General features: G+C 44.0%; 23 protein-coding genes and 1 pseudogene. 16 read left to right on the top strand and 8 right to left on the bottom strand.

Annotation, left to right across the window (positions count from 1 at the left end):
* The first annotated feature begins 7 nt into the window (after positions 1 to 7).
* Positions 8 to 1,378 carry a GGDEF domain-containing protein gene (locus R8269_RS02765; RefSeq protein ID WP_258477030.1) on the top strand — a complete coding sequence of 457 codons (1,371 nt, stop codon included), beginning with the start codon at positions 8 to 10 and terminating at the stop codon, positions 1,376 to 1,378.
* Positions 1,379 to 1,535: 157 nt separating this feature from the next.
* Positions 1,536 to 2,423 (top strand): LysR family transcriptional regulator, encoded by an 888-nt coding sequence (locus tag R8269_RS02770; protein ID WP_017635345.1) that lies wholly within the window; start codon positions 1,536 to 1,538, stop codon positions 2,421 to 2,423.
* Here R8269_RS02770 and R8269_RS02775 read toward each other — a convergent pair.
* Positions 2,420 to 3,028 (bottom strand): response regulator transcription factor, encoded by a 609-nt coding sequence (locus R8269_RS02775; RefSeq protein WP_017635344.1) that lies wholly within the window; start codon positions 3,026 to 3,028, stop codon positions 2,420 to 2,422. The genes R8269_RS02770 and R8269_RS02775 overlap by 4 nt on opposite strands.
* Positions 3,029 to 3,711: 683 nt before the next feature.
* On the opposite strand from R8269_RS02775, the gene R8269_RS02780 reads away from it, so the two are divergent.
* Positions 3,712 to 4,692, top strand: coding sequence for a chemotaxis protein (locus R8269_RS02780; RefSeq protein ID WP_213961544.1), 981 nt, complete (start codon positions 3,712 to 3,714; stop codon positions 4,690 to 4,692).
* 49 nt (positions 4,693 to 4,741) lie between these two features.
* On the opposite strand, the gene R8269_RS02785 is transcribed toward R8269_RS02780, so the two are convergent.
* The gene (locus R8269_RS02785; protein ID WP_005376513.1) at positions 4,742 to 5,272 is read right to left on the bottom strand and encodes a prepilin-type N-terminal cleavage/methylation domain-containing protein; all 531 of its coding nucleotides are present in this window, start codon (positions 5,270 to 5,272) and stop codon (positions 4,742 to 4,744) included.
* Between the two features lie 444 nt (positions 5,273 to 5,716).
* Here R8269_RS02785 and R8269_RS02790 point away from each other — a divergent pair.
* The 4 genes and pseudogenes from R8269_RS02790 (at position 5,717) to R8269_RS02805 (ending at position 8,569) form a co-directional block, all read left to right on the top strand.
* Positions 5,717 to 6,438, top strand: a pseudogene (locus R8269_RS02790) (sulfite exporter TauE/SafE family protein).
* 102 nt (positions 6,439 to 6,540) lie between these two features.
* On the top strand, positions 6,541 to 7,446 hold the full coding sequence (rarD, locus tag R8269_RS02795; RefSeq protein ID WP_031778926.1) for an EamA family transporter RarD: 906 nt from the start codon (positions 6,541 to 6,543) through the stop codon (positions 7,444 to 7,446).
* A 209-nt stretch (positions 7,447 to 7,655) separates the two neighbouring features.
* Positions 7,656 to 8,042, top strand: a complete 387-nt coding sequence (locus R8269_RS02800) for an MAPEG family protein (RefSeq protein WP_005376510.1) — start codon at positions 7,656 to 7,658, stop codon at positions 8,040 to 8,042.
* Positions 8,036 to 8,569: a DNA mismatch repair protein gene (locus tag R8269_RS02805; protein WP_158173471.1), complete on the top strand. Its 534-nt coding sequence runs from the start codon at positions 8,036 to 8,038 to the stop codon at positions 8,567 to 8,569. The genes R8269_RS02800 and R8269_RS02805 overlap by 7 nt, the downstream gene beginning before the upstream one ends.
* A 284-nt stretch (positions 8,570 to 8,853) precedes the next feature.
* Here R8269_RS02805 and R8269_RS02810 read toward each other — a convergent pair whose 3' ends face one another.
* Complete coding sequence (locus R8269_RS02810) at positions 8,854 to 10,218, bottom strand: endonuclease/exonuclease/phosphatase family protein (RefSeq protein ID WP_258477025.1); 1,365 nt, start codon at positions 10,216 to 10,218, stop codon at positions 8,854 to 8,856.
* 394 nt (positions 10,219 to 10,612) lie between these two features.
* On the opposite strand from R8269_RS02810, the gene R8269_RS02815 reads away from it, so the two are divergent.
* Positions 10,613 to 10,927: a DMT family transporter gene (locus R8269_RS02815; protein ID WP_005376506.1), complete on the top strand. Its 315-nt coding sequence runs from the start codon at positions 10,613 to 10,615 to the stop codon at positions 10,925 to 10,927.
* A 79-nt stretch (positions 10,928 to 11,006) separates the two neighbouring features.
* Here R8269_RS02815 and R8269_RS02820 read toward each other — a convergent pair whose 3' ends face one another.
* Complete coding sequence (locus R8269_RS02820; protein ID WP_258477024.1) at positions 11,007 to 11,912, bottom strand: DMT family transporter; 906 nt, start codon at positions 11,910 to 11,912, stop codon at positions 11,007 to 11,009.
* Positions 11,913 to 12,081: 169 nt separating this feature from the next.
* Between R8269_RS02820 and R8269_RS02825 the strand changes: the two genes are divergently transcribed.
* The 3 genes from R8269_RS02825 to R8269_RS02835 all read left to right on the top strand — a co-directional run bounded on the left by R8269_RS02825 (position 12,082) and on the right by R8269_RS02835 (position 14,755).
* A complete protein-coding gene (locus R8269_RS02825; RefSeq protein WP_005376504.1) occupies positions 12,082 to 12,540 on the top strand; it encodes an NUDIX hydrolase in 459 nt (152 codons plus the stop codon).
* 104 nt (positions 12,541 to 12,644) lie between these two features.
* Entirely contained in the window at positions 12,645 to 13,217 is a 573-nt protein-coding gene (locus tag R8269_RS02830) for a GNAT family N-acetyltransferase (protein ID WP_033906501.1), read from the top strand.
* A 125-nt stretch (positions 13,218 to 13,342) separates the two neighbouring features.
* A complete protein-coding gene (locus tag R8269_RS02835) occupies positions 13,343 to 14,755 on the top strand; it encodes a coniferyl aldehyde dehydrogenase (RefSeq protein ID WP_033906502.1) in 1,413 nt (470 codons plus the stop codon).
* Between the two features lie 175 nt (positions 14,756 to 14,930).
* Here R8269_RS02835 and R8269_RS02840 read toward each other — a convergent pair whose 3' ends face one another.
* Entirely contained in the window at positions 14,931 to 15,410 is a 480-nt protein-coding gene (locus R8269_RS02840; RefSeq protein ID WP_215810364.1) for an aminoacyl-tRNA deacylase, read from the bottom strand.
* A gap of 156 nt (positions 15,411 to 15,566) precedes the next feature.
* Between R8269_RS02840 and R8269_RS02845 the strand changes: the two genes are divergently transcribed.
* The 4 genes from R8269_RS02845 (at position 15,567) to R8269_RS02860 (ending at position 20,559) form a co-directional block, all read left to right on the top strand.
* On the top strand, positions 15,567 to 17,108 hold the full coding sequence (locus R8269_RS02845; RefSeq protein WP_005376500.1) for a glutamate synthase-related protein: 1,542 nt from the start codon (positions 15,567 to 15,569) through the stop codon (positions 17,106 to 17,108).
* 186 nt (positions 17,109 to 17,294) lie between these two features.
* Complete coding sequence (katG, locus tag R8269_RS02850; RefSeq protein ID WP_005376499.1) at positions 17,295 to 19,469, top strand: catalase/peroxidase HPI; 2,175 nt, start codon at positions 17,295 to 17,297, stop codon at positions 19,467 to 19,469.
* A gap of 165 nt (positions 19,470 to 19,634) precedes the next feature.
* Complete coding sequence (locus R8269_RS02855; RefSeq protein WP_005376498.1) at positions 19,635 to 20,087, top strand: antitoxin Xre/MbcA/ParS toxin-binding domain-containing protein; 453 nt, start codon at positions 19,635 to 19,637, stop codon at positions 20,085 to 20,087.
* 1 nt (position 20,088) lies between these two features.
* On the top strand, positions 20,089 to 20,559 hold the full coding sequence (locus R8269_RS02860; protein WP_005376497.1) for an RES family NAD+ phosphorylase: 471 nt from the start codon (positions 20,089 to 20,091) through the stop codon (positions 20,557 to 20,559).
* Positions 20,560 to 20,638: 79 nt separating this feature from the next.
* Here the strand turns inward: R8269_RS02860 and R8269_RS02865 are convergent, their stop codons facing one another.
* Positions 20,639 to 22,489, bottom strand: a complete 1,851-nt coding sequence (locus R8269_RS02865) for an acyltransferase family protein (protein WP_215810365.1) — start codon at positions 22,487 to 22,489, stop codon at positions 20,639 to 20,641.
* Between the two features lie 241 nt (positions 22,490 to 22,730).
* Here R8269_RS02865 and R8269_RS02870 point away from each other — a divergent pair, with 241 nt between their 5' ends.
* A complete protein-coding gene (locus R8269_RS02870) occupies positions 22,731 to 23,006 on the top strand; it encodes a nitrogenase-stabilizing/protective protein NifW (RefSeq protein ID WP_017820985.1) in 276 nt (91 codons plus the stop codon).
* A 117-nt stretch (positions 23,007 to 23,123) separates the two neighbouring features.
* Here R8269_RS02870 and R8269_RS02875 read toward each other — a convergent pair whose 3' ends face one another.
* A complete protein-coding gene (locus tag R8269_RS02875) occupies positions 23,124 to 24,224 on the bottom strand; it encodes an alkene reductase (RefSeq protein WP_033906506.1) in 1,101 nt (366 codons plus the stop codon).
* Between the two features lie 11 nt (positions 24,225 to 24,235).
* On the bottom strand, positions 24,236 to 24,622 hold the full coding sequence (gene gloA / locus R8269_RS02880; protein ID WP_053303545.1) for a lactoylglutathione lyase: 387 nt from the start codon (positions 24,620 to 24,622) through the stop codon (positions 24,236 to 24,238).
* Positions 24,623 to 24,762: the final 140 nt, after the last annotated feature.

Consider the following 24,762-nt stretch of genomic DNA (forward strand, 5'->3'; position numbering starts at 1 on the left):
CCGCATCATGACACTTAAAAGTATCGCGTTGTCTCTTTTCATCGCAACATTACTATTCGTCACTTCTGTCACAATGATTGGTGCGGTGTTAATTTCTTATGAAGTAAAGCAGTTCAACACTTACGCGAATAATTTAGCCAAAATAAAACAAAAAGTGATTCTCGTGGGGCTATTGACGGAAGCGCAGCTCGAGCAATACAAAGGCATGAGCGTGAGTGAAGTAGAAGCGCAAACAGAGCTGAGCTTTCAAGATGCGATTTACTCCCTGTCACGTTATGAAAAACTTAATTACGTTGAAGCTGTTGCACGGAAATCGCTTCATCAGGCTGAAGCGTATTTATCAAATGCGTTCAATCGACAAAATGCCGTTATGTATTTTCGTTCTTATACTGGAAACAAACTCATCTTAGAGAGACCGATTGAAGCGCTAGAGGGAGTGAAAGCCACATTTGATGTTGATTGGTGTAAAAGTAACTATTCTTGTGTGTTAGCCGCGTGGAAAGAGCAACTAACGGACCGGGTATTGTTTTCCCTACCATTTAAAACGACATACTCCGATGACATGGCGATAAGCATCATGAGTCCGGTTTACTTTCAAGGTGAGTTAGTGGGAGAGTTTTCGGAACAATTGTACCTCTCGCCGCTTTATAATGATGGGAAAGCGGTGGATGTTCAAATTGCGAATGGGAACAAGCAAATGGTGATTTACTTCGCTGGCTACCCCTTTCCATCATTCGCGTACACCCAATCATATGTCGCAGACAACAACAATCTTATCGTTTACATGTACCCATTCAGCAAAATTGTATTGGATTACGTGTTCTTGTTTATCATCTTCTTTTTCGTAACCTTAGCGTATTACAACAAAGCTTATGAATCTAAAGAGAGCCAACTTCGCCTCGCGAAAGCACTGACGAACGTGACGAAAGATGATTTAACGGGATTGTTTAACCGCAGAGTTTTTCAAGATAGCGAGTTCAAACGTCGTTTGGAAACCGCGCCATATTCCGTCATTGCAATAGATGGCGATAGGATCAAGCGAATCAATGACCATTACGGTCACCATGTAGGGGACGAAGTTATTGGAATTATTGCTGATGCTATGTCTAAAGTGTTTCGAAATAGTGATTATCTAGTTCGAACTGGTGGTGATGAGTTTGTTGCGATTCTGCCGGGTTGCAGTATCAGTCAATCTTCAATATTGGCGAAGAAGCTTCGTAGTGTCGTTAAAGATAACCGACTAAAGACCTTGGATATCGAGGTTAGTGTGAGTACTGGTATCGCGGCGAATGAATTACACGAAACGCTTCAGGACGTTATTGTACGTGCAGATGAAGATCTCTATGAGATGAAAAAACACAGACAAAAGTCCCATTAAGCAGGTCTGGTATTGACTCAATGTTAAGTTACGGAACATAACCATGACATAACTGTTTGATTAATTTGACCAAACAGAATGAGTGGTCTTTTATATTAGAGCAGTCAACAAATAGTGATTGCTCTATTTATTCTCGACCTTACATCTGGTGTCGCACGTGAACAAAGATCTCGACTTAAACTTACTTAAAATACTTGTCTTACTGGATAAGCACCGTCAGCTCAAGCCCGTTGCGAAAGCGATGGGGAAGAGTGAAGCGTCAATTAGCAAATACCTTGCCCGATTGCGACTCCAGCTAAACGATGAATTGTTTATTCGGCATCCTCATCACATGGAACCGACGGACTATTTAAAACGTCAATTACCTAAAATTTCCGATGCACTCGAGAAACTTGAAACTTGTCTAATTAGAGATGAGTTTGAACCGGAAAATTACGAAAAAGACATCACCATTTGTTTGCCGCAAACCGCTCAATACTCATTTGGGCATTTACTTGCAATGGATTTAATGGCGCTGTTTCCCAAGGCGCACATTTCGATAGCAACGATTACAGAGTATACGATAGAAGAGATAATCCTAGGCAAAGTGGATGCGCAGTTACATTACTTCAACGAGGATGTTCCGAAATCTGTTTATCAGAAGTTCATCGGCTATGCGCCTGCTGTGGTAGTTGTCCCTGAAGAGCTGGGAATTACCACCCTGGAAGAAGCGGCCAAACTTCCCTTTATCATGTTAGAGATTATCGGTTGGAAAGAGAAAGAGCAGCTCGTTAAGCGTGCAATGGAAAGCCACGGTATGGTCATCAACCGTATTGCGGCTCTAGACAACGTAAGCAGCGTATTGAAGCTAATTAAGCAAAAAAGCGCCGCAACCGTGTTACTTGAATATCAGGCGCCAATTGATGGATATAAATTTATAAGAGTGCCAGAGCATTTTTACCCAGATGGCTGGCCAAAAGTGGTTGTACAGGTGAAGCAAAGCTTAAGACATGATGCAATGCACCAGTTGTTAATCGGTGCTATTGCAAAATACATGAGCGCTTAGCGGCAAAACTCAATGTTTTCTGACTGAGGAATAGTATGCAGAAGTTCAATCAACGTGTCCGCATGGTACTTTTTCAGAATACGCGTTTTGTAGGTGCTGATTGTTTTAGCGCTGAGTGAAAGTTGTTCAGAAATCTTCTTATTTGAGTAGCCTTGTACAAGATAATGGAACACCATGGCTTCGCGATTTGAAAGTGTTACGTTACCCGACGATGGTGTGTGAGTCGACTTAAACATTGAGTAACCGCGTGAAACACTCACAATTGCGTCAATAATGGTCTCTCTTGTTTCATGTTTGCTTAAGAAGCCATTTGCGCCCATTTCGTACGCTGCTTTAGAAAGACTCGAGTAGTCACGTGAAGAAACAAATAACAGTCGGCCACGATATCCTGTCGCTAAAATGTTTTTGGCTAAACGCATACCATCGCGGTCGCCAAGCACTACGTCTAAAATAATCAAATCAATCTTTTGGCCTCGGACAAGATCCATCACTTCCGCACTGTCAGTGGTTTGAATCACTTCAGCTGCGTTGATTATAGATTCAACTAGAGAAGCAAGTGCTTCGCTATACAATGGTTGAGCGTCGATAATAAGAACATTATTCAAAGTTAACCTCACCTAATACATCAACTAGTGTGCTGTCAGGCGACAGCGCAATTGGATGAATAGGATTGTAGGAAAAACCTTGCTAAGAGGAAGGAAAATGACTCTTTCCAAAAGTGAAAATCAGTGTCTTGATTATGGGAATAACGATGTCAGGTATTGAAATACCTAGTGATAGGATGATTGCTTAAAACTTACGCTGACAGAAAACTAACAAACTGAAAGTGTTCTTTCAGTGTTCTATGCCTTCAGATTTTCTTGCGATGCCTCTAGCGCTTCGATTTAAACTCGTGTGTTCACAAGCGCAGTTTTATACCATGCCACTTGAAGAGAGCTTGTTCTACACCAGGCATGAGCACAGTAGCCAACTTTGCACTGATATCTGTTGGATAGGTTTGGCTATTGACGCTGAACATCACTTCAAATTATTTCTAAACTTTTCATTGACTCTGCCGCTAAAAGTGGAGGTGTTAATTCGCACTTTGGCCACTCATAATGTCGTGTTCAAAAATGAGACAATTTTACATGGTTTGGTATGGAAATGTGCGTTAGCCGTCCTTTTGATGGTTTACAAATTTTGTTGTAACGACTAAAAAGGACTTTTGGATTTTTAGCCAGAGAACGGCTTCTCATGGCGTTTGCATCAAACTTTTCTGATGCGTATTTTTGGTTGGATAATTGGCTTTATGAGTAACGTAACCAGCACCATTTTGACAGAAAGTGGTACCAATGAGCTTGAAATCATCGAGTTTCATTTAGAAAAAACATTGCCAGATGGCAGCACAAAAACTTGTTATTACGGCATTAACGTTGCGAAAGTACGAGAAGTGATTCGCGTGCCAGAAACAACCGATTATCCAAACGCACAACCTCATATGATTGGTGTGTTCTCATCCAGAGATGTACTGACGCCTTTAGTGGATTTAGCTGGTTGGTTAGGTGTGCCAACACGACAAGATCTGGAGCGCAAGTTTGTAATCGTTACGGATTTCAACAAAATGACCAATGGCTTCTTAATTGACAGCATTTCGCGTATTCATCGCATCTCTTGGAATGATGTGGAATCACCAAGTCAGTTTTTGGAAGCGGGCGAACAAGATTGTGTAGTAGCCGTTGTCCGTAAAGAAGGCAACCTGATCATGATTCTCGACTTTGAAAAAATCATCGCAGACATCAACCCAGAATTGAGTATGGAAAAATACGATGTGAAAGGGGACAAGTCGGTGGATCTCAACCAGAGAATGGTCGGTAAGCGTAATGCTAAAACGATCATGGTGGTGGATGACTCAGCATTTATTCGCTCTTTGATCCAAGATACATTAGCTTCTTCAGGCTACAATGTGATCACATGTAAAGACGGTGGTGAGGCGCATGAGAAGTTGATGAGTTTGATCGAGGTTGCGAAAGAAGAAAACTTGCCAGTTAAAGAGCTATTAGATGCGGTGGTTACGGACGTAGAAATGCCTCGAATGGATGGTATGCACTTAGTGAAGAGACTACGCGATACCGAAGCGTTTCATGCAATGCCGATCATTATGTTCTCGTCATTGATGAGTGAGGATAACCGAGCGAAAGCACTATCTCTTGGCGCAAATGATACGATTACCAAGCCAGAGATTGGCCGCATGGTGAATATGATGGATAAATACGTGTTTAACTTTGCGTAAAAAACCGATCAGATGAAACAAATAAGGCTGCCGATTGGCAGCCTTATTTTTATTGAGGGCAGGGAAGAATATCTAAGGTGTAACTCTCGTTTGGAGTCTGCGGTGGCCCATATAAAATTCCGCATTGTGTAAGGCTAGCTCTTTTTTCGTCGGCTGCAGCAATGACCATTTCGCGAGTTGTTGAACCAGCCGGGTGATGAAATGTTTTCCAATCCGAGTCTTCTTCGTTCAGTCCTTGCACGAGTAACTTCATCGATTCGCTATCAGAATCAGGATATCCATATAAAAAAACACAGCGCTTTGAACCACCAATATTACAGCCGTCAAATGGTAAATCTGCCATTAAAGCACTGTCTACGAAGTTTGAAACGTAAGGCTTGCTTTCCAATCCCGCAATCGCCATTTTCCCATAACCCACGCCTAATGCTGACGCAATAGCGCCTTTCATTCCTTCCAAACGAGCTTCACGTGCATCACTTTGAAGGTTTAAAAAGCGTGGCGCGGCAGTGACAGCAAGAATACCGAGCACGACAATAACTACGACTAACTCTATTAGAGTAAATCCCGTTTGTTTTTTCATATTATTTTCACAGCAAGTTAAAGGTAGAAAAACACTGACCGTACACTTGTTTATTGTGTAAATAAGTACGGTAATGATAAATCGATCAGTAGTATAAAGAGGTGAGTTGTAAAGTGCTATACCGACGCCGCACTAATTGACTGAATCCATTAAATGCAATGGAGAATTCACGGGTCTAATTCTGCTAGATTTTAAGAGGTCATTAATTCCGCTGAAGAAATGCTGCGTGAACAGGCGAGCATGAATCCTCTTCGATGTAAGCAAACATGTACATCAGCGGAATGAAATACAAAATGCAAATGAGGGCGAACCGCACAAATGGATTGTCTTTTTATTCACTTTGATGAATGCTACGCGGAATTCATATCGCAGTATGCCTGAGGTATTCATCATGCGAATGTGCTTTGGTTTTGTGTTTATTTTTCAAATATAAGAATAATCTAAATGGAATTCGATTCGATAAACTTCCTTGCAATAGGTTTGATATTTCTTGGCTCTTATGTCCAGACCGCAATCGGTTTTGGCTTGGCTATTGTTGCCGCACCTTTACTGATTCTTTGGGCGCCAGAATTGTTCCTGCGCCAATCTGTTTAGTCGCGTTATTTATTTCGTTGATGAATGCGATGAAGCACCGCAGTAGTGTTGAAATCGGCGGCTTAAAGATGGCGTTGATTGGGCGAGTGCCGGGATCAATTGCTGGTGGCTTGCTACTCTTTTTTGTATCTACACAAACTCTCACGCTTTGGATTGGTTTGTTGGTGCTGTTTGCAGTCGTGGTGAGTGTTTTACCGTTTCGGGTTGAGCCTACGCCTTCGCGTATGACATGTGCTGGTTTCTTTTCTGGGTTGTTTGGTACCAGTTCTGCGATTGGAGGTCCTCCGATGGCGTTATTGTTGCAGCATCAAGAAGCAAATCAGTTACGCGGCAACTTATCGGCTTTTTTTGTTTTCAGTTCGATTATTTCACTAATAGTACAAATCCCAGTGGGCTTCTTCACATTGCATCATTTGGTCATTACTATTCCTCTATTACCTGCTGCGTCGCTTGGTTACTGGCTAGCAATGAAAACTACCCAGTCGTTACCAAAAGAAAAGATTCGGTTTGGGGCACTTATGTTGTGTTTTGTGAGTGGCTTTACCGCCGTCGTACAAGCGTTGAGCCAATAATGCCATCTGCATCATAAAGTCACTGCGGGATTGCATTCCTTTTTATGTATGGCGGACTTGTTTACTTACGCCAAATTGGTCGTTTAGATGGGCGATAGTTTTATGAATAACACTCGTTATGGCACTTTTATGGCAGCATTCTCCTTTGTGATCTGGGGATTGCTACCAATTTATTATCGTTATTTACCAAATGCTTCTATGGATGAGTTGCTAGCATGGCGAATCATTGGGTCTGTACCTGTCGGGTTTCTAATTGTACTTGGGATAACCCGTCGAGGGCTGAATTGGAAAGAAATCTGGCTTGATAAAAAATCCTTGTGGTACACGTTTGTGGCGAGCAGTTTGATGTGTATTTCTTGGAGTGCGTTCACTTGGGCTTTGACCCATCATCGGGTCATCGATGCCAGCTTAGGCTTCTTTATTGGGCCATTAGTATCTGTTGCGCTGGGCGTATTTATTCTTGGAGATAGGCTCTCAAAAGGCAAACTTATTGCAATCGTGCTGGCAACAATTGGTGTTATGTATCAAGTGATTCACTATGGTCAGCTGCCCGTTATCGCACTAACGATGGGGTTGTTCTTTGCTTTGTATGGGCTGTACAAGAAGAAGATAAATTATGACTGGAGTACAACCTTGTTTGTTGAGGCGTTGTTACTGACTCCAGTTGCACTCGCATATTTGCTCTATAAACAATGGGCAACTGGTGAACTGGCTTCGGGCACAGATACCACAACATTGCTTTTGTATTTTGGCAGTGCGCCTATCACACTTTTGCCACTCGTATTTTATTCTATCGCAATACGTATAACTAATTTATCAACCGTCGGTCTAATGCAATACATCGAGCCAAGCTTGCAGTTTGTGTTGGCAGTTATGTTTTTTGGCGAGTTGTTTGACGAAGTGAAAGCGGTGACCTTTGCATTTATTTGGGTAGGGCTGTTGTTCACAATTTTTGAAAGTATTATCAAAGGGCATCGGCGCAAAAAGCTGGTCAAACACCCCTTATAGTGGTTTCAATATTCTCACATATTAGCTTCTTTATTCTTATGCCCTCCATTCGAGGGCATTTTTAATGTCATGAAGCATTGGCTTTCGTTTTTTGCCCGAATAGAAATCATAACTTGAGATTATTTGACGCATTATCATAATGATACCGCTATAGTTATAGCCAAGTGACACGCTTATATAAGTGAAAACCAGATCAAGAAGGACGACATATGATCACAGCTCTGTATGCCAACATTCTCGCAATACTCATTATTTGGTTGGCTGTTCAAGTAATTAAGCAACGTCGCTTAAATCAAATTGCTTATGCCGATGGTGGGGTAGAGGCACTACAAATTGCTCGTAGTGCCCAGAGTAATGCGACAGAATATATCCCCATCACCCTGATTTTAATGGCACTTTTAGAATTCAATAGTGCTTACCCAACATGGATACATCTCACCGGTATTATTTTTGTAATTGGTCGAGTTATTCATGCTAAAGGCATATTGAAAAAAGACTTGAAAAAGCGCATTAGAGGGATGCAGGTGACATTTCTGGTGATACTTTCATTGGTTGTGTTAAATATGATTTACCTGCCATACGATAAGTTATGGTAAGTCTGCGACGTTACATTCCACCACCTTGGGTACTCGTTCTGATTGGATTAGTACTGAATATTGGCGCGATCATCGTTACTAGCTTAGTCCTTGATAAGTTGGGTAAACAGCAATCGCAGCTCGCAGAGCAAACAGCAAAAAACTTGTATTCCATCCAACTCGCATGGAACAGTGTGGAAACCCTAGAAAGGAAAAGAGAAGCTTTACTGCTGCATGTGCACATAAGTCAGAGCGTAGCGATACCTTTAGAGCTAGAAGAGGTATTAGCAGGGCATTTATCTTCTTGGGTTCATAACGAGTCGGATGAAATAAAAATTGATCAACTTCCTCAACTAATGTCAAAGATAAATCAGGCACAAGCTTCGTATAGAGACCGCATCGATAATTACTACATTGAGAATGTAGAGCTCAATGAGGTAATGGCAAAGCAGGATGAAAAGATCGCTTGGTACAAGAATATCGGACTCTTCTTGCAAGTATTCGGACTTGCGTTAATCCTTGCACGCGACTTAGCTAGGAAGCAATAAAAGCAAGAGCTAAAGATCAGGTTTATTGCGAAATGCCAATGGTAGTTTGCAAATTGCAATTTATTCTGTGAGCAAACAGTAGCTATTGGTTAAGTTTTAATGAAAGTGATTAAATAACAACCTGTTTTTGTGCGCTGAAAAGTTGGCACGCCTCATGCCTTAGTATGAGTGACCCTTTCTAAGCCGAGGGTCACCTAGCCAACTGACGTTGTTAGTGAACCATCTTGTTCACAAATATATACAGCCAATCACGACTCCTTGTGGTTGGCTTTTTTTTATGCGGTCTAGAACTGTGCTTTAATCCAGATCATGCGATGGTCGGAAGATACATCCTTACCATCACCATACTTACCGATACGTGCATCGTTAAATAGTTTATGGCCTTCTTCATAAGACGCTGACCAGTACACACCAGAGTCTATTACATTCAAATTTGCTGAAGGCAAGGCATAGTCTACCCCTAAGCCAAACGTTGAAGTGATGCGATTCGGATATGGGTGAGTTGAACTGCGGTCAACAGCGTGTTCAGCTGCACCAAAGCTTGTTGGGTAAAGCTCACCATTCATCACGGTTTGGTTAACCAATGGATCGTTGTGCAGCTCCTGCATTACAGAGCTAATACCGTCACCAGACACTGGATCAAGGTTTTGATCACCCATCATTACGAATTTAGCGCCGTTCGTTAAGCCACCTGTTTTACCCGCATCGTCGTAAAAATAGTCTTTGCCTTGAATGTAATGATGCCAAAACTCCACTTCTGCTGCGTTTTGCGCTTTGTTTTTACCGGTGTCGAATACTGGTGGAGTAGGATGAGACATCAACAAGTGTACAACTTCTTCGCCGTTGCGAGTTGGAATGATGATTGGTGCGTCGACGTGATTTTTCGAAGATAGACGCACTTGATCCCACTCTTCCGCTGAGTACCATTCATCACCACACTTCATGCCGTCTGGAATCTTTTGCGAACCGTCACAGATAGTAATGGTTGGAATTGTCGCACCTTCCATATCTTTCCATTTAAATGCTTGGAATGTACGTGTGTTTGCTGTGTCAATTTTATACTTAGACATAAGGGCAAATGCATATTGACCATGGTACATGCCAAAGCCCCATGCATCACCTGGCATTTGACCTGCGGTTCCGTTGTTGTCGAGATCAAACTCACTCAACAACCCTGTATTAGTTGAGTAAGATTCAGCATAAGGGTATTCAATAGGCTCAAGGTTTGCTTCACCGCCCGCGCCATTGATGCTTTGCGCGACAGACAGGTAGTTCTTCTGGAATCCTTCAATGGCTGCTTTGTTTTCACCTGTTCCATCGTTGTTGTATTCCGCCATCATGAGAACATCAGGACGATTCTTTTGAATGATTGCTGCAACGTTACGAATTTGAATGACTTTTTCCGCAGTGGTTTTGTCTTCGGCTGCGATTGAACCGTCTAAATAAGAGGTGACCAACGCAGCTTGCTGCGTTGGTTCAATTTGCATTTCATCTACCAAAGTTTCGAAGGTAGCGCGGTCAAAAGAGAGGTTGTAAGTCGCTATTTTTACTTCTTTAGGCTGAACATTGACGTATTCAGTATCGTCATTACATCCAGATAGTAGAGCGGCGCCAACAAGGACAGCGATAGAGGTTTTGATTGCTTTCATGGGTACGTCATACCTTATAATTAATTCGGCTGAATATTAAAGTCATCAGTCATTGTTTTAAGCGATATTAGTCACACAAACGTTTTCATATTTACATGTTCAATTAGTTTTTGTGTGATTTGTGCAATAAATGCAACACTTTCAACACCAGAAGGTTATATGTAAATTGTTAAAAAACGGTGTCGTTATTGATGCGAAATAGAGAGTCCGCCACCGTTAAAAAGAAAAGCGTAGAATTTAAGCGTGCATGAGATGTTTGAGTTGTATGCTTATCGCCGTGTTTTATTTTTTATGTTTAAATTTCTGTATATAATAAGCAGTCAATCAGAAGTGAGGACGACCTCACCGCTCTATCTTTTCTCGGGGACGACCCCATCTCGTTGGGAAATGTGACATGGCTTGGGGAATTCTCTTCATTGCGGGCTTGTGTGAAATCGCATGGGCTGTCGGTCTTAAATATTCACAAGGGTTTACCAAATTCGGTGCTTCGGCATTCACTATTGTCTTTATGTTATTGAGCTTTTGGTTGCTTGGCATTGCGTTAAGAACCTTGCCTTTAGGCATTGCTTATGGCGTATGGGTAGGGATTGGCGCAATAGGCACGGCAGTCGTGAGTATTTATCTGTTCAATGAGCCAGCAACACTTATCAAAGCCTTAAGCTTGCTAATGATTGTCGCTGGTATCGCAGGGTTAAAAATATCAGCTTAACGTTAGGCTAAACACAAAACAGCCAGAGTCACTCTGGCTGTTTTTCTAAATGTCGTGTTTACGGTTCTGGGTAGGTATATCAAGCGTTGCGCTCAATAAAAGGTAACCGTAAGTGATGACCAAACGCATTAATTAATGCGCCTGTAACAATCAGACCGCCACCGACGTACGTCCAAATGATCGGAACCTCGCCAAAGAAAATGATGCCTAACAACACAGAAAATACGATCTGGATATACGAATAAGCGGAGGCTTTACCCGCTTGTTGAGTTTGCATCGCTTTGGTTAACCCCAATTGCCCAATTTGGGTAAAGACACCAACTAGAACCAACATGAAAGTCAGATATAGATCGGGCATTACAAAATCGTCGCCAATCAGTAAGAGTGAAGCGGGGAGAGCAACCAACGGGAAATAGAAAATGATCACTGAGCTGTCTTCTGTCTGACTCAGTTTTCTGACAATGACGTAGGCAATTGAGCTACCAAATGCGCCTAAGATCGCAATCATGACGCTAAACATTGGTAAAGCGCTATCTGAGCCTTGCCCAGTTTCTGGGCTTACCATGATATAGATGCCGAGTAAGCACAACGCAATACAAAGGAAAGTTGACGGCTGGATGCGCTCTTTCAAGAAAAATACGGCGAGTAGTGCAGTAAATACCGGATGAATATACTGGAATATCGTCGCTTCTGCCAAAGGTAAGGTGGTCACTGAATAATATACACACATCAGAGCCATCGTGCCCACAGCACCGCGTGCAAATAGTAATGGCTTATTATAGCCCCATACAGAAATTCGTTTTCGCTTTACATCGAAATAACTAATGATAAGTGAAACGAGCGCTCTTGCTGCTACGATTTCAAAAACGGGGATACCGTAGTTGCCGACGTGCTTTACTGTAGCTGACATCAGAGCAAAGCCGAACGCGGAAAGCACCATAAAGCGCACACCGATGGGAATCATAGTGTTGAATGAATTGGACATTTTACTGCTCATTTGTTGCGACAGATCTCACTTTAGCATACTTAGTTAGCGATTAAATCCTCTCAACTCAAACACTTCTGTCGACAAGATGAATAAACAGTAGAATACGTAGCAATTAATCTGCCTCTCTTCAGCGTAACAATAAAAACTCGATATTTAAGGAGCTTACATGATCCCGATAAAAGCAACGCATGTTTCAGGCGTTGTCATTTCAAAAATTGATGGCATAGAAAAAATGCTGTTACTCAAACGCGTAAAAGGTGGCTATTGGTGCCATGTTGCAGGTGGTATCGAAGCGGGTGAAGCCGGGTGGCAAACCATTTTAAGAGAGTTAAAAGAAGAGACACTAATTGACCAAGTTGAGTTACATACAGCAGACTTCCTAGAGCAGTTCTACGAAGCAAAAAATAACCGTATCATGGTTATCCCATGTTTTGTGCTATTTTGTCCGCCTAACCAATCAGTTGTTCTTAACGAAGAGCATACAGAGTATCGCTGGTGTACGCTTGAAGAAGCTAAGCAGCTGGCTCCGTTTGCCAATCAGCATCACCTATATGAACATGTATGGAAACATTATGTAGATGTGGCATCACTAACGCCATTTACGCTGATCGATCAAAAGGGCTAAATGAACGGCAACGGCTTTGATTAGTTTTTATAGAGAGGTTTGTTCTCATAAAATGAAGCGTTAGGATTTGCGCTGAGCGTTCACAATAAAAAGGAATAACATCTATGGATGAAGTTACATGCCAAGAGACGTATCAAGGAAATCACTTACAGAAGCGTTTTTCCGTCTCGCAAAGGGTCTCAATTGAGCCCCTCAACACGAAACACGCGTCCGCTTTACTAGAGGTTGTGAACACTCACCGAGAGAGCCTTGAGGGCTATCTACCTTGGACGGATTCTGTCACGAATCATAGAGAGGCCGTGAACTACATTTCCCTGCGAGTGAACAGTAACGCGCTGGATTCCCACTGGTGTGCAATTTATTTTGATGAGCAGCTTACGGGTGTTATTGGCATTAAAGGTGTGGATTTACATACACGTGTTACTGAAATTGGCTACTGGCTTGCCAATAATGGGCGAGGCCATCGTGTGATTGATCAAGTACTCGCAGTATTGATCCCTTTTTTGAAGCAGAAAGGGCACGCACAATTCATTCAGTTCCATTGTATGGAAGATAACATCGCTAGCATCAATATTGCTGAGCGTGCAGGCGCCACATTAAAAGAATACGTTGATCATGAGTTTGATATGCTTGACCGCTCTCAACGACTAGGCATTTATGAACTACGTTTGATGTAGTATCCACCCCAGAGATATTTTAATCAGAGTTCGAACTCTAACTTCACGAGCGCTACAATAGTAACATTGTTGCGCTCGTGTTAACTTGGAGCGTCATTGGTAGAAACTAGGCTAGGAGAAGCATCATGAACGCAATCACAGAGGTTGAAGTAGATAACTTGTTACAGCAAAGCCTCGAACGCTTAAAAGCGGCATATGCAGCCGAGCCTTATCCTAGTTTGGATGAACGTAAACAGCGCCTCGTTTTGTTAAAAAAATCGCTGCTTGAGAACAAACAAGCTTTGGTTGAAGCGTTAAGTGACGATTTTGGCTATCGTTCAGAATTTGATACCGCCATGACCGACGTTTTGCCAACGGTCTCGCATATTAATTATACCCTCAAACGACTAAAAAAATGGTGCAAACCCAGCAAGCGCGAATCCGGCTTATTGCTCGCACCTTCTAAAGTCACCGTTCAGTATCAACCGTTAGGTGTCGTCGGGATCATTTCACCGTGGAACTTTCCTGTGATTTTGAGCCTTGCGCCTTTAGTGACAGCATTGGCTGCTGGCAACCGCGTGATGATGAAGCTCAGCGAATTTACGCCAAAAACCAATAAAGTCATCGTCGATATTTGCCGTGGGTTGTCTGAGTATGTCGAAGTTTTTGAGGGTGAAGCAGACGTCGCACAAGCATTCAGCCAACTGCCATTCGATCACCTTTTGTTCACGGGTTCTACGAGTGTTGGTCGCGCAGTGGCAAAAGCGGCAGCGGAAAACCTTACCCCGGTGACGTTAGAGTTGGGTGGAAAGTCCCCGGTGATCATTGCAAAAGATGCAGACATGAAGAAAGCCGTTGATGCTATCTTGTTTGGTAAATGCATTAATGCAGGCCAGATTTGTGTCGCGCCTGACTACGCGTTTGTACCGCAAGAACGTGTCGAAGAGTTCATTTCGTTATTCTTAAAACGTTTTGAAAAGCTCTATTTAAAATCCAACAAGAATCAAAAGCTGACCCATATTGTCAACCAACGACAATATGATCGTTTGACTGCGCTACTTGAGGATGCAAAAGCGCAAGGTGCTAACCTTCACACTGTTGAAGCGTCGCCCCAAGAGGAACGACTTCTGTATCCTCATTTGGTCACGGATGTGTCGCCGAATATGCGAATCATGCAAGAGGAGATCTTCGGGCCATTTCTACCTGTTAAGCCCTACAATGCCGTTGATGAAGCGATTGACTACATTAATCAGCGCCAAAGACCACTTGCGCTGTATGTTATGTCGGACGACAAATCGACCATCAAACATATTGTACGCAACACCCACAGTGGTGGCGTCGGCGTTAATGATACGGTTTTACATGTTGGCGCTGAAGATGCGCCTTTTGGTGGCGTTGGTGAATCGGGTATTGGGCATTATCACGGAGAGGAAGGATTCAGAACTTTTAGTCATGCGAAAACCATTCTTCACACACCGAAATGGTTGCCAAGAACGAGCGTATTAATGCGCCGTAGGGCTATGGCGATAAAAGCGATCCAAAAGATCTTTGTTCGATAATAATTATGATTTGATTGATAAAAAACCGCCCGAATAGGCGGTTTTTTGTTTCTATATGCTCTGAAACGCTGGGCACCAAAGTCCGAGAAACTTCCATCGCGTGCTACCAACAAAACAAAGAAAGGCTCTTGTTGAAAGAGCCTTGTTCAGGAAATGTCGAAATATCTTGGCAAGTTTAATGCAGAACTTCACTGCTGAATCTTAGATATCTACAGTCGTTCATCAGTTCTTTAAACGCCTTTCGCTCCAGCTTAATCAGAGTTTCATGATCGCCAGCTTCAAGGTAGACATGTTCCAAGTTTGCTAGTCTTTCATCGCAAACTGTCGACATGTGGTAAGGACTACCAATCGGTGGAATAGCGCCGTGTTCACAATCGGTGAAGAGTCGGTAAACCATACGCTCTTTCACCAAGTGGAAGGTGGCATTAAATTCGTCGTTTAATCTCGACAAACTGATTTTGTTGTTGGCAGGTAAGACCGCCATCATATGACGCCCTTCATGATCCTCTAGAATCACACCTTTTGCGATATTCATTAAAGGCACACCTGCTGCAACACCACTTTGTAGCGAGCTATGACTGTGGCTGTGATTCACGGTTTGAAAGTGAATGTTATGCTCAGTCAAATATTCATCTAATCGGGTTGCAATAGTCATATAGCCTCCACGTGTATGAGACCCATAAAAAGTATAGGTTAGTCGGGCGACAATCGCGCATTTTACTCGGCGACACTGACGCTCTTTACGCTCCTGTTCTACGCTTATTGCAAGCCAGCGAGAAAGCATGGTTAACAATAATAAATAGGGGGCAACATGAGCAAGCCAATCATCGCTGATAACAAGCCGATCAAAGTAGAGTTGAAAGCTGGGCAAGAATATTACTTCTGCCGATGTGGGCGTTCTAAAAATCAACCTTACTGCGATGGGTCTCATTCGGGGACCGGCTTAAAGCCAATGAGCTTTAGTGCGGAAAAAGACGAAGATGCCTATCTCTGCCAATGTAAGCATACCGCCAATGCTCCTTTTTGTGATGGTACACACAAGCGGTTTACCGCAGAGCAAGTCGGTAAAGAGGGACCGGAACAAAAGCGAGAGAAAAGAGACAAACCAACAGCGTCTGCTTCACGAGAAGAACCAACCCTCGAGTTTATCCACCAATTAGCGAGAGAAGGACTCTCTAAACTCGGTCATCATGGTCCGATGGCTGCAATGGGGGTTCCTAGGCATTTGCTACCACATTGGGATGCTATACAAATCATGGTGGCGCAAATGGCGACACAACCGTTGTTGGAAGACGTTCCTGTGTCTACCGAATTGATTGTGGGGCCAAACGCGCGTAAGCCGCTCAGACTCGCTATTCCTTTGTTGGTGTCGGACATGAGTTTTGGCGCACTTTCTGAAGAGGCGAAAATTGCACTAGCAAAAGGTGCAGAGTTGGCGGGGACTGGGATTTGCTCTGGTGAGGGTGGCATGTTACCGGAAGAGCAGGCCGTTAATTCACGGTATTTCTATGAGCTTGCTAGTGCTCAATTTGGCTACGACGAATCTAAGCTTCTTAATGTTCAGGCGTTTCACTTCAAAGGCGGGCAAGGAGCAAAAACGGGCACGGGTGGTCATCTGCCTGCAAATAAAAATGTAGGTAAGATCTCTCAGGTGAGAGGCATCCCCGAGGGACAACCAGCGATATCACCACCAACGTTCAAAGATCTTCACACTACTCACGATTTCAGAAAGTTTGCTGACAGAGTTCGTGGCATCACAGGCGGTATTCCAATTGGATTTAAACTCAGTGCCAACCATATTGAGCAAGACATTCAGTTTGCGCTTGATGCTGGAGCTGATTATATCATCTTAGATGGTCGCGGTGGTGGCACGGGTGCGGCGCCAACTATGTTCCGTGATCATATTAGTGTACCCACCATCCCTGCTTTAGCTCGTGCACGTAAGTACTTAGATGAAAAAGGCGTAAGTGACCGTGTCACATTAATCATCACCGGTGGGTTGAGAGTTCCTACGGATTTTGTCAAAGCGTTGGCACTTGGAGCAGACGGAGTAGCGATAGCAAACAGTGCGATGCAATCGATCGGTTGTGTCGCGGCTCGCATCTGCAACACCAATAATTGCCCGGCAGGCATTGCGACACAAAATGCCGATTTGAGGCAGCGTCTCGACGTTGAAAAGTCATCCCAGCAACTGAAAAATTTCTTCGAATCTTCTGTTGAGCTCATGAAAGTCATGGCGAGGGCGTGTGGTCATCACGCTCTGAATGAATTTAGTCATCATGATTTAGCGACCTGGGATCACAACATGGCGAGGCTGTCTGGGATTAAGTATTCAGGTATGGACTTAAACTGATCTCTATCCATATTTTCTGCATATAGGTACATGTTTGATAACAATTATTTATTCGCTGAAATGTTTGAAATTTTGACTTGGCGTTAACTAAAAAAAGTGTGTATGAACTACGCTGTTTGAGGTGGATATTCGATTTATTGAATAACAAAGAGTGGTTACCACAACCACGACACGAAGGAGCATTATATGAGCAAAGCAAACGGCGGTTCGGTAGGTAAATGTCCAGTTATGCATGGTGGGCAAACATCTACAGATAAGTCGGTGATGGATTGGTGGCCGAATGCCTTGAACTTAGACATCCTGCATCAACACGACTCCAAAACCAACCCATTTGGTCAGGACTTTAATTACAAAGAAGAACTGGAAAAGCTAGATGTCGAAGCACTTAAAAAAGATTTAAAAGATTTAATGACTGATAGCCAAGACTGGTGGCCTGCCGACTGGGGACACTACGGTGGTTTAATGATCCGAATGGCATGGCATGCAGCGGGTAGTTATCGTATTGCGGATGGCCGTGGCGGTGCTGCTACAGGCAACCAACGCTTTGCTCCTCTCAACTCTTGGCCAGACAACGCCAACCTCGATAAGGCTCGACGCCTTTTATGGCCAATCAAGAAAAAATATGGCAACAAACTAAGTTGGGCAGACCTGATTGTCCTTGCCGGTAACATGGCGTACGAATCCATGGGCTTTAAGACCTTTGGCTTTGCGTTTGGACGAGAGGACATTTGGCACCCAGAAAAAGACACTTACTGGGGGTCTGAGCAAGAATGGTTAGCCACAAGTGACGCTGATAACAGCCGCTACTCTGGTGAGCGAGATTTAGAAAACCCGCTTGCTGCGGTAATGATGGGTCTTATCTATGTGAACCCTGAAGGGGTAGACGGTAACCCAGATCCTCTCAAAACAGCACATGACATGCGAGTGACCTTTGCGCGAATGGCAATGAACGATGAAGAAACCGTCGCGCTCACAGCTGGTGGTCACACGGTGGGTAAGTGTCATGGTAATGGTGATGCCGCAAACCTTGGCCCAGAGCCCGAAGCAGCAGACGTTCATGAGCAAGGTCTTGGCTGGATTAACCACAAAACACGTGGCATTGGCCGTGACGCGGTAACGAGTGGCATTGAAGGTGCTTGGACAACACACCCTACACAATGGGACTACGGATACTTCCACCTACTATTTAAGTATGACTGGGAACTGAAAAAGAGCCCAGCAGGTGCATGGCAATGGGAGCCAATCGACATTGAAGAAGAAGACAAGCCTGTCGATGTTGAAGACGGTTCTAAGCGCTACAATCCAATCATGACCGACGCCGATATGGCGCTCAAAATGGACCCTGAATATCGTAAGATTGCAGAAAAGTTCCAAAATGACCCTGCGTACTTTGATGACGTTTTTGCTCGTGCCTGGTTTAAGTTGACACACCGCGATCTAGGACCAAAATCATGTTATTTCGGCCCTGATGTGCCAAGCGAAGATCTTATTTGGCAAGACCCAACGCCCGCAGGTAAGACAGACTACGATGTCGATTTAGTGAAAACAAAAATTGAAGCAAGTGGCCTATCCATTAGTGAGTTAGTAAGTACGGCGTGGGATAGTGCGCGTACCTACCGTGGCTCTGACCGCCGAGGCGGTGCAAATGGCGCGAGAATTCGCTTGGCTCCACAAAAAGATTGGCAAGGGAACGAACCTGAACGTCTAAGCCGTGTTCTTGCGGTGTTAGAAAAAATAGCAGCAGAAGAGGGCTGTAGTGTTGCAGACGCTATCGTGCTTGCTGGGAACGTAGGTATTGAACTGGCTGCGCGTGCCGCAGGTCATGATGTATGTGTGCCATTCGCGCCAGGCCGAGGTGATGCCACCCAAGAGATGACGGATGTTGAATCATTCGAAGTTCTTGAGCCTGTCGCTGACGGTTTCCGAAATTGGTTGAAGAAAGACTACGCGGTTAAGCCAGAAGAGCTTTTATTAGATCGTGCTCAGCTTATGGGGCTAACGGCGCCAGAAATGACGGTACTTATCGGTGGTATGCGCGTTCTAGGCAGTAACTACGGCGGTGGAAAAGAGGGCGTATTTACTGAGCGAGTCGGCACTTTGTCGAATGATTTCTTCGTGAACCTTACTGACATGGCATATACGTGGAAACCAGTGAGTGCTAATCAATATGAAATCCGTGATCGTAAAACCGACGCTGTGAAGTGGACGGCTACTCGAGTGGATCTTGTCTTTGGTTCAAACTCGATCCTGCGTTCGTATGCGGAAGTGTATGCGCAAGATGATAATCAGGAAAAATTCATCCATGACTTCATCGCCGCATGGACGAAAGTCATGAACGCGGATCGTTTTGACTTGCAATAAGTGAAACGATGCCTGTCGGTAGATGGGTTGATGAATAAGTAAGAGAGGCGGGCGAAAAGCTCGCCTTTTTCTTTACCTATCTTTTTACTTTGATTGTTACTTTGATTGAAAATTAAGCTCATTTGAACCATAATAACTGGACCATATGAACCATAGGAGCTTGATATGGCAACTGCAGCATTAAAAAGCTTCAAACCGAAACAACCTCATAAAGCCAATTTCTGGTTTATGTTGGGTATTGAAGACGCTGAAACAGGTCGCACTGATGCGGTTCACAAAGGCTTTGAGCCAAAGGTGTATCGCAATATTGTTGAGCGTGTGAAGCTTTCTCAGAGTGAGTTTCAAAACGTCACATTGATACCTGTCAGCACGGTCAAGCGTCGTCTAAAAAACGATGAGCGCTTCAATACGCAAGAAAGTGATGCAATCTATCGATTAGCGATGTTATTGAAACTCGCGACAGAACTGTTTGACGACGAAGAGCGCGCGTTAAAATGGATGAGAGAGAATGTGTATGGCTTAGGTGGAAAACGTCCACTTGATATGGTCTCGACCACGGTGGATTTTGAAATCGTAAAAGATTTGATCGGCCGTTTAGAGCACGGGGTATTCTCGTAATATGAAGCTCTATCGTCTCACACAAAAGAAATTTGCTGACACGCCATTCAGCCCCGTTGGCGCAAAGTTATTTGGAGGGCGATGGAACTCAAAAGGAACCGAAGCCCTCTACTTCTCTGAATCGGAATCCCTTTGTTCGTTGGAAGTGTTTGTTCACGTAAACAACGATCCTGCTATCACCAAACTTTACGATTTATATCGTATTGAAATGCCAGAATACCTCATCGCCACCTTAGATGAAGAAGATCTCCCTGTGACGTGGCGAGCAATACCGGCGAGCGAGTCTACGCAGTACATTGGTGATCAGTTTCTCAATGATCCTCATCCAGAGTTTGCCGCGCTGCAAGTGCCTTCAACGATTTCACCTCGTGATAAAAACTACGTGGTGAATCCAAATCATCCCAAAATGAAAGAGATCATCAAGAAAGCCGAAAAGCTCGATTTCGCGTTTGATCCGCGCATTTTCAAATAGACGCCTAGCTTTGTCTTGCTTTAAAGCATTCAGCGCTTACCTGAGATAAGCGCTGAAGCATAAAAGTTTATTTCCTTGGTTATTGTCGATCGTAAGTGAACTGTTGCGCTTCATTTGTAGTGTTGAGGTAATGCCCAAGCACCAACTCAGCACCTTTGTAAGATAAATGGCTGTCATCCGTATACATCGCATTGTTTGCTCCAACTCTCATTCGACATACGCCATTTCTGCAAATGGCATCGGTCAAGTCGACAAACTCAACGTGCTCAAATTGCTCAAAGTAGTTCACTAACTTCGCCACGTTTTGAGGGTGATGTTGTTTGGGAGAAAAGTCGCAGGCAGACTCTTCTGTCTCGCCAAACAAACGCGCTTTCCAAAGGCATTCTCCTACCGCAAACGGTGCAGAAGGGGTTGGACCGAAAACGACCACTTCCTTTCCTTTCAGTTCATTCAATAATTTGGTTAATGATGCTTCATAATCGGCTTGTGAAAGCTCTTTATTGAAATTAGAAGAGATAACAACGCGACGAATGGAAGGGGTACTTAGAATTGTATCGACAGCCTCATTGAAGAACTGTCGGCAAGAAATTGAGCCAGCAGCTTCTAGGATGTCGACATAACCGACCGCACAGGAATCTTGAGTAAGTTGCACCACGCCAGTTGGTGTTACTTCAGATAGACGCTTCACGTAAACCATGCTGTGACTATTGCCTAACACAGCGATGGCGGGCTGCGGCGCAGACGAGCACACATCGTTAACGTTGGTGTTGCCGTTGCAATCTAAACCATAACCGTTGTTAACGCGCATGGCCTCGAAAAATGCGCTTCTTTCTGGAAAACCACCGTTTTGATGACCGATAACGCCGAGCGTTAGCAAGGGCAACGTCAACAACACAATAACCGCGGACACAGTGCGCATGCTCATGGCTTTTCGGCTACGGAACGGCTTTTCAATAAAGCGCCAAGTGAAGTAAGACAGTACAAAAAGAGCGATAACGTAAAGCGGGATATTGACGTCTTGTGTTGTGTCCAACACGTAGCGGTAAAAGACAAATAATGGAATGTGCCACAAGTATAAGCTGTAGCTGATTAAGCCGACGAACACGACCCACTTTAGGCTCAGTAATCTACCGCAGACATTGCCTTTAGAGGCAAACAAAATCACCAACGCGCTACCGATGACCGGCACCAGCAGCGTAATGCCCGCGCCATCTTGCGATTTTTCAAACAAAAGCGCGGAAGCCAATATCAAAACGATGCCAATGGTTGCTAGAGTATCGTTAGATTGAACTTGGACTTTTCTCATCACTAATGCGAGTAATGAACCGGTTGCCAGCTCCCAAGCGCGAGAGAAGATCATGTAAAAAGCGAAATCAGGATCGTTGCTCGCGTAGACAATAGTCATCAAACTCAGCACAAATACCGTGATAAAAAAAGTCAGGTAAAACGCGTTTTTGCCACGAGCGAGTAGCATGAGTAGCAAAGGAATGACAATGTAGTATTGTTCTTCAACGCCCAAGCTCCATGTGTGGAACAGCGGGTTGGCTTGATCTTCTAAACCGAAGTAATTGTGGCCTTTCAAATACAGAAGAATGTTGGATGAGGAAAGAATGGAAGATACTGCAAACTGACCAACGTCTTTGTGTGCTTGCGGCAAAAATAGCCACCAAGACATCAAATAGCTGACGGCGATCACCACCAGTAAGAGGGGGAGTATGCGACGAATGCGTCGCTCATAAAAATCACCAAGGCTGAACTTCTGGTTTTCTAAGTCGTTAATCACGATGGTGGTGATCAAATAGCCGCTGATCACAAAAAACACGTCGACGCCAATAAAGCCACCAGCGAATTGCTCAACTCCTGCATGAAACAAAATCACCAACGTGACAGCAATCGCCCTTAATCCGTCTACTTCTGCTCTGTAAGTCATATCGTGTTGCTCCAACATTCCGTTTAATGAAGTAGAGCAAAATATGAACCAGAAATAATGTTTATTTAAATCAGTGCCTTAAAGTGATTGTCAAAATGAAAATGCTAGGTGGGTTAACGAATTCCCAAATTGAATTTCAATATGGAAACCCCATAAAGAATGATCTTAAGAAGCGCTAAATCAAAGAACGTAAAGCGCGAGGCACTTAGACTTCATTGAAAATGATTACGCTAAAGAAACGATGACAGAGAATACGATTCAGGAAAAAATTGCCAGCTTTACTTGTATCGAAGAGGCTTTGAATTACTTCGACATCGAGTTTGATAGCCGATTTATCGAAAACAATCGAACCGAGTTGGTTAAGAGGTTTCACGGCTACTTAATCCTCACTAAACCGGATGATTGGTTTTCAGGTCGTCGTGCTTTAAAGAATGCTTACTGTAAAGTACAACGCAGTTTGCTCAGTAAAACGACGCGCTCTGCGTGTCGAGGTTGTACATCTTGTCAAAGACGTTAATTCTGGTGGCTTGCCTAAAAAGAACCCTGCATCTTGGTGTCACAGGGGGAAGAGCAAGGTTCTTTTGGTTTCGCTATTGGTTTGTCGCGAGTTACGAATCAGCTTTACGTAGATGAATTAACCCGCGTGATACGCAGGGTAGTCCACCAAGCCTTTTTCACCGCCGCCGAACAATGTGGCAGGGTCATGTTCTGCCAGCGGATAGCCATGCTTGATGCGGCTTGGTAAGTCTGGGTTTGCAACAAACGGACGGCCAAAGCCAATCATGTCGGCTAAACCACTTTCAATCGCGTGTTGCGCCTTTTCTGCGTTGTAACGACCGGCATAGATCAGTGTGCCTTTATACGCCTCACGAACTGCGGTTTTAAAGTCGTGCGGAGTGTCTGGCGCGTCGTCCCAATCCACTTCTGCAATGTGAATGTAAACCACATTGAGTTTATCAAGCAGCGCTGCAGCGGCGGTGTAGGTTTCGACTGGCGTACTATCAACGGTGCCATTTAACGAAGTGAATGGTGCAAGACGAACACCAACACGCTCTGCGCCAATAGCTTGCGTCATCGCCTCTACCACTTCACTAAGAAAACGCAGACGGTTTTCAATGGAGCCACCGTATTCATCGGTGCGGTTATTCGCTTCAGAATCGATAAACTGGTTAACCAAGTAGCCATTCGCTGCATGAAGCTCGATACCATCGAATCCGGCTTCTATCGCGTTTAGTGCGGCTTGGCGGTACTCTTCAATAACGTTCTTGATGTCTTGTTTGGTCATTTCACGTGGCTCAACCACGTCGACAAAACCCGGTTCGTCTGTGCCGTTATCGACAAATACTTTCACGTTTTCTGCTTTTAGCGCAGAAGAAGAAATAGGTTGCTCACCGCCAATGTTATCAGGGTGAGTCACACGTCCAACGTGCCACAATTGCGCGAAGATAACGCCGCCTTTCTCGTGCACCGCATTAGTTACCTTTTTCCAACCAGCAATTTGCTCTGGGCTGTAAATGCCTGGTGTCCATGCATAGCCTTGACCCATTGGCGAAATTTGTGTGCCTTCAGCAACGATTAGGCCCGCTTCAGCACGTTGAGCATAGTATGTCGCCATCATGTAGTTAGCGATATTACCTGGTTGAGAAGCACGAGAGCGCGTCATCGGAGGCATAACGATACGGTTTTTTAATGAGAGAGAGCCAAGTTGAATGGGTTGAAATAATGCGTCTGTCATAGGAAACCTCGTTATTTGTGAGTTTGGATGAGTTCGATTTGGTAACCATCGGGATCTTTAATGAACGCGATGTGAGTTTCTCCGCCTTTCATTGGACCTGGCTCGCGAGTAACGTTGCCACCAAGCGCTTTGATTTTTTCGCAAGCGGCGTAAATATCTTCAGACCCCAGTGCCATGTGTCCGAATGCGTTACCCAAGTCGTAACTGTCGGTATCCCAGTTATAAGTTAGCTCGATGGTCGCGCCATCTGGTTGATCAGGGTTACCAACAAACACCAGTGAGTAACGGTATTCTTGGTTTTCAAAACGATCCAAAACACTCATTCCCAGAACTTTTGTATAAAATTCGATAGATTTGTCTAGATCAGCTACACGGATCATCGTGTGGAGAAACTTCATAAGTCGCCTTTTCATAACGTTGCGTAATCACTATGCAAACCATATCGCCACTCTAAATAAACTGAAAATTATCGTTAATTATTAAAATGATTATTTAGTGTTATGAAAAGCGAGGTTGCTGGCCCTGCAACATGCAAACA

The sequence above is a fragment of the Vibrio sp. Vb0667 genome, assembly GCF_033391095.1.

Bases quoted from the DNA above. Each gene is read 5' to 3' on its own strand.
- R8269_RS02860 (WP_005376497.1), top strand. From the start codon at position 20,089: ATGAAGCTCTATCGTCTCACACAAAAGAAATTTGCTGACACGCCATTC.
- R8269_RS02840 (WP_215810364.1), bottom strand. From the start codon at position 15,410: ATGACTATTGCAACCCGATTAGATGAATATTTGACTGAGCATAACATT.
- R8269_RS02875 (WP_033906506.1), bottom strand. From the start codon at position 24,224: ATGACAGACGCATTATTTCAACCCATTCAACTTGGCTCTCTCTCATTA.
- R8269_RS02780 (WP_213961544.1), top strand. From the start codon at position 3,712: ATGAGTAACGTAACCAGCACCATTTTGACAGAAAGTGGTACCAATGAG.
- gloA (WP_053303545.1), bottom strand. From the start codon at position 24,622: ATGAAGTTTCTCCACACGATGATCCGTGTAGCTGATCTAGACAAATCT.
- R8269_RS02765 (WP_258477030.1), top strand. From the start codon at position 8: ATGACACTTAAAAGTATCGCGTTGTCTCTTTTCATCGCAACATTACTA.
- R8269_RS02845 (WP_005376500.1), top strand. From the start codon at position 15,567: ATGAGCAAGCCAATCATCGCTGATAACAAGCCGATCAAAGTAGAGTTG.
- R8269_RS02835 (WP_033906502.1), top strand. From the start codon at position 13,343: ATGAACGCAATCACAGAGGTTGAAGTAGATAACTTGTTACAGCAAAGC.
- katG (WP_005376499.1), top strand. From the start codon at position 17,295: ATGAGCAAAGCAAACGGCGGTTCGGTAGGTAAATGTCCAGTTATGCAT.
- R8269_RS02805 (WP_158173471.1), top strand. From the start codon at position 8,036: ATGGTAAGTCTGCGACGTTACATTCCACCACCTTGGGTACTCGTTCTG.
- R8269_RS02800 (WP_005376510.1), top strand. From the start codon at position 7,656: ATGATCACAGCTCTGTATGCCAACATTCTCGCAATACTCATTATTTGG.
- R8269_RS02830 (WP_033906501.1), top strand. From the start codon at position 12,645: ATGGATGAAGTTACATGCCAAGAGACGTATCAAGGAAATCACTTACAG.
- R8269_RS02810 (WP_258477025.1), bottom strand. From the start codon at position 10,218: ATGAAAGCAATCAAAACCTCTATCGCTGTCCTTGTTGGCGCCGCTCTA.
- R8269_RS02785 (WP_005376513.1), bottom strand. From the start codon at position 5,272: ATGAAAAAACAAACGGGATTTACTCTAATAGAGTTAGTCGTAGTTATT.
- rarD (WP_031778926.1), top strand. From the start codon at position 6,541: ATGAATAACACTCGTTATGGCACTTTTATGGCAGCATTCTCCTTTGTG.
- R8269_RS02815 (WP_005376506.1), top strand. From the start codon at position 10,613: ATGGCTTGGGGAATTCTCTTCATTGCGGGCTTGTGTGAAATCGCATGG.
- R8269_RS02855 (WP_005376498.1), top strand. From the start codon at position 19,635: ATGGCAACTGCAGCATTAAAAAGCTTCAAACCGAAACAACCTCATAAA.
- R8269_RS02870 (WP_017820985.1), top strand. From the start codon at position 22,731: ATGACAGAGAATACGATTCAGGAAAAAATTGCCAGCTTTACTTGTATC.
- R8269_RS02820 (WP_258477024.1), bottom strand. From the start codon at position 11,912: ATGTCCAATTCATTCAACACTATGATTCCCATCGGTGTGCGCTTTATG.
- R8269_RS02865 (WP_215810365.1), bottom strand. From the start codon at position 22,489: ATGACTTACAGAGCAGAAGTAGACGGATTAAGGGCGATTGCTGTCACG.
- R8269_RS02825 (WP_005376504.1), top strand. From the start codon at position 12,082: ATGATCCCGATAAAAGCAACGCATGTTTCAGGCGTTGTCATTTCAAAA.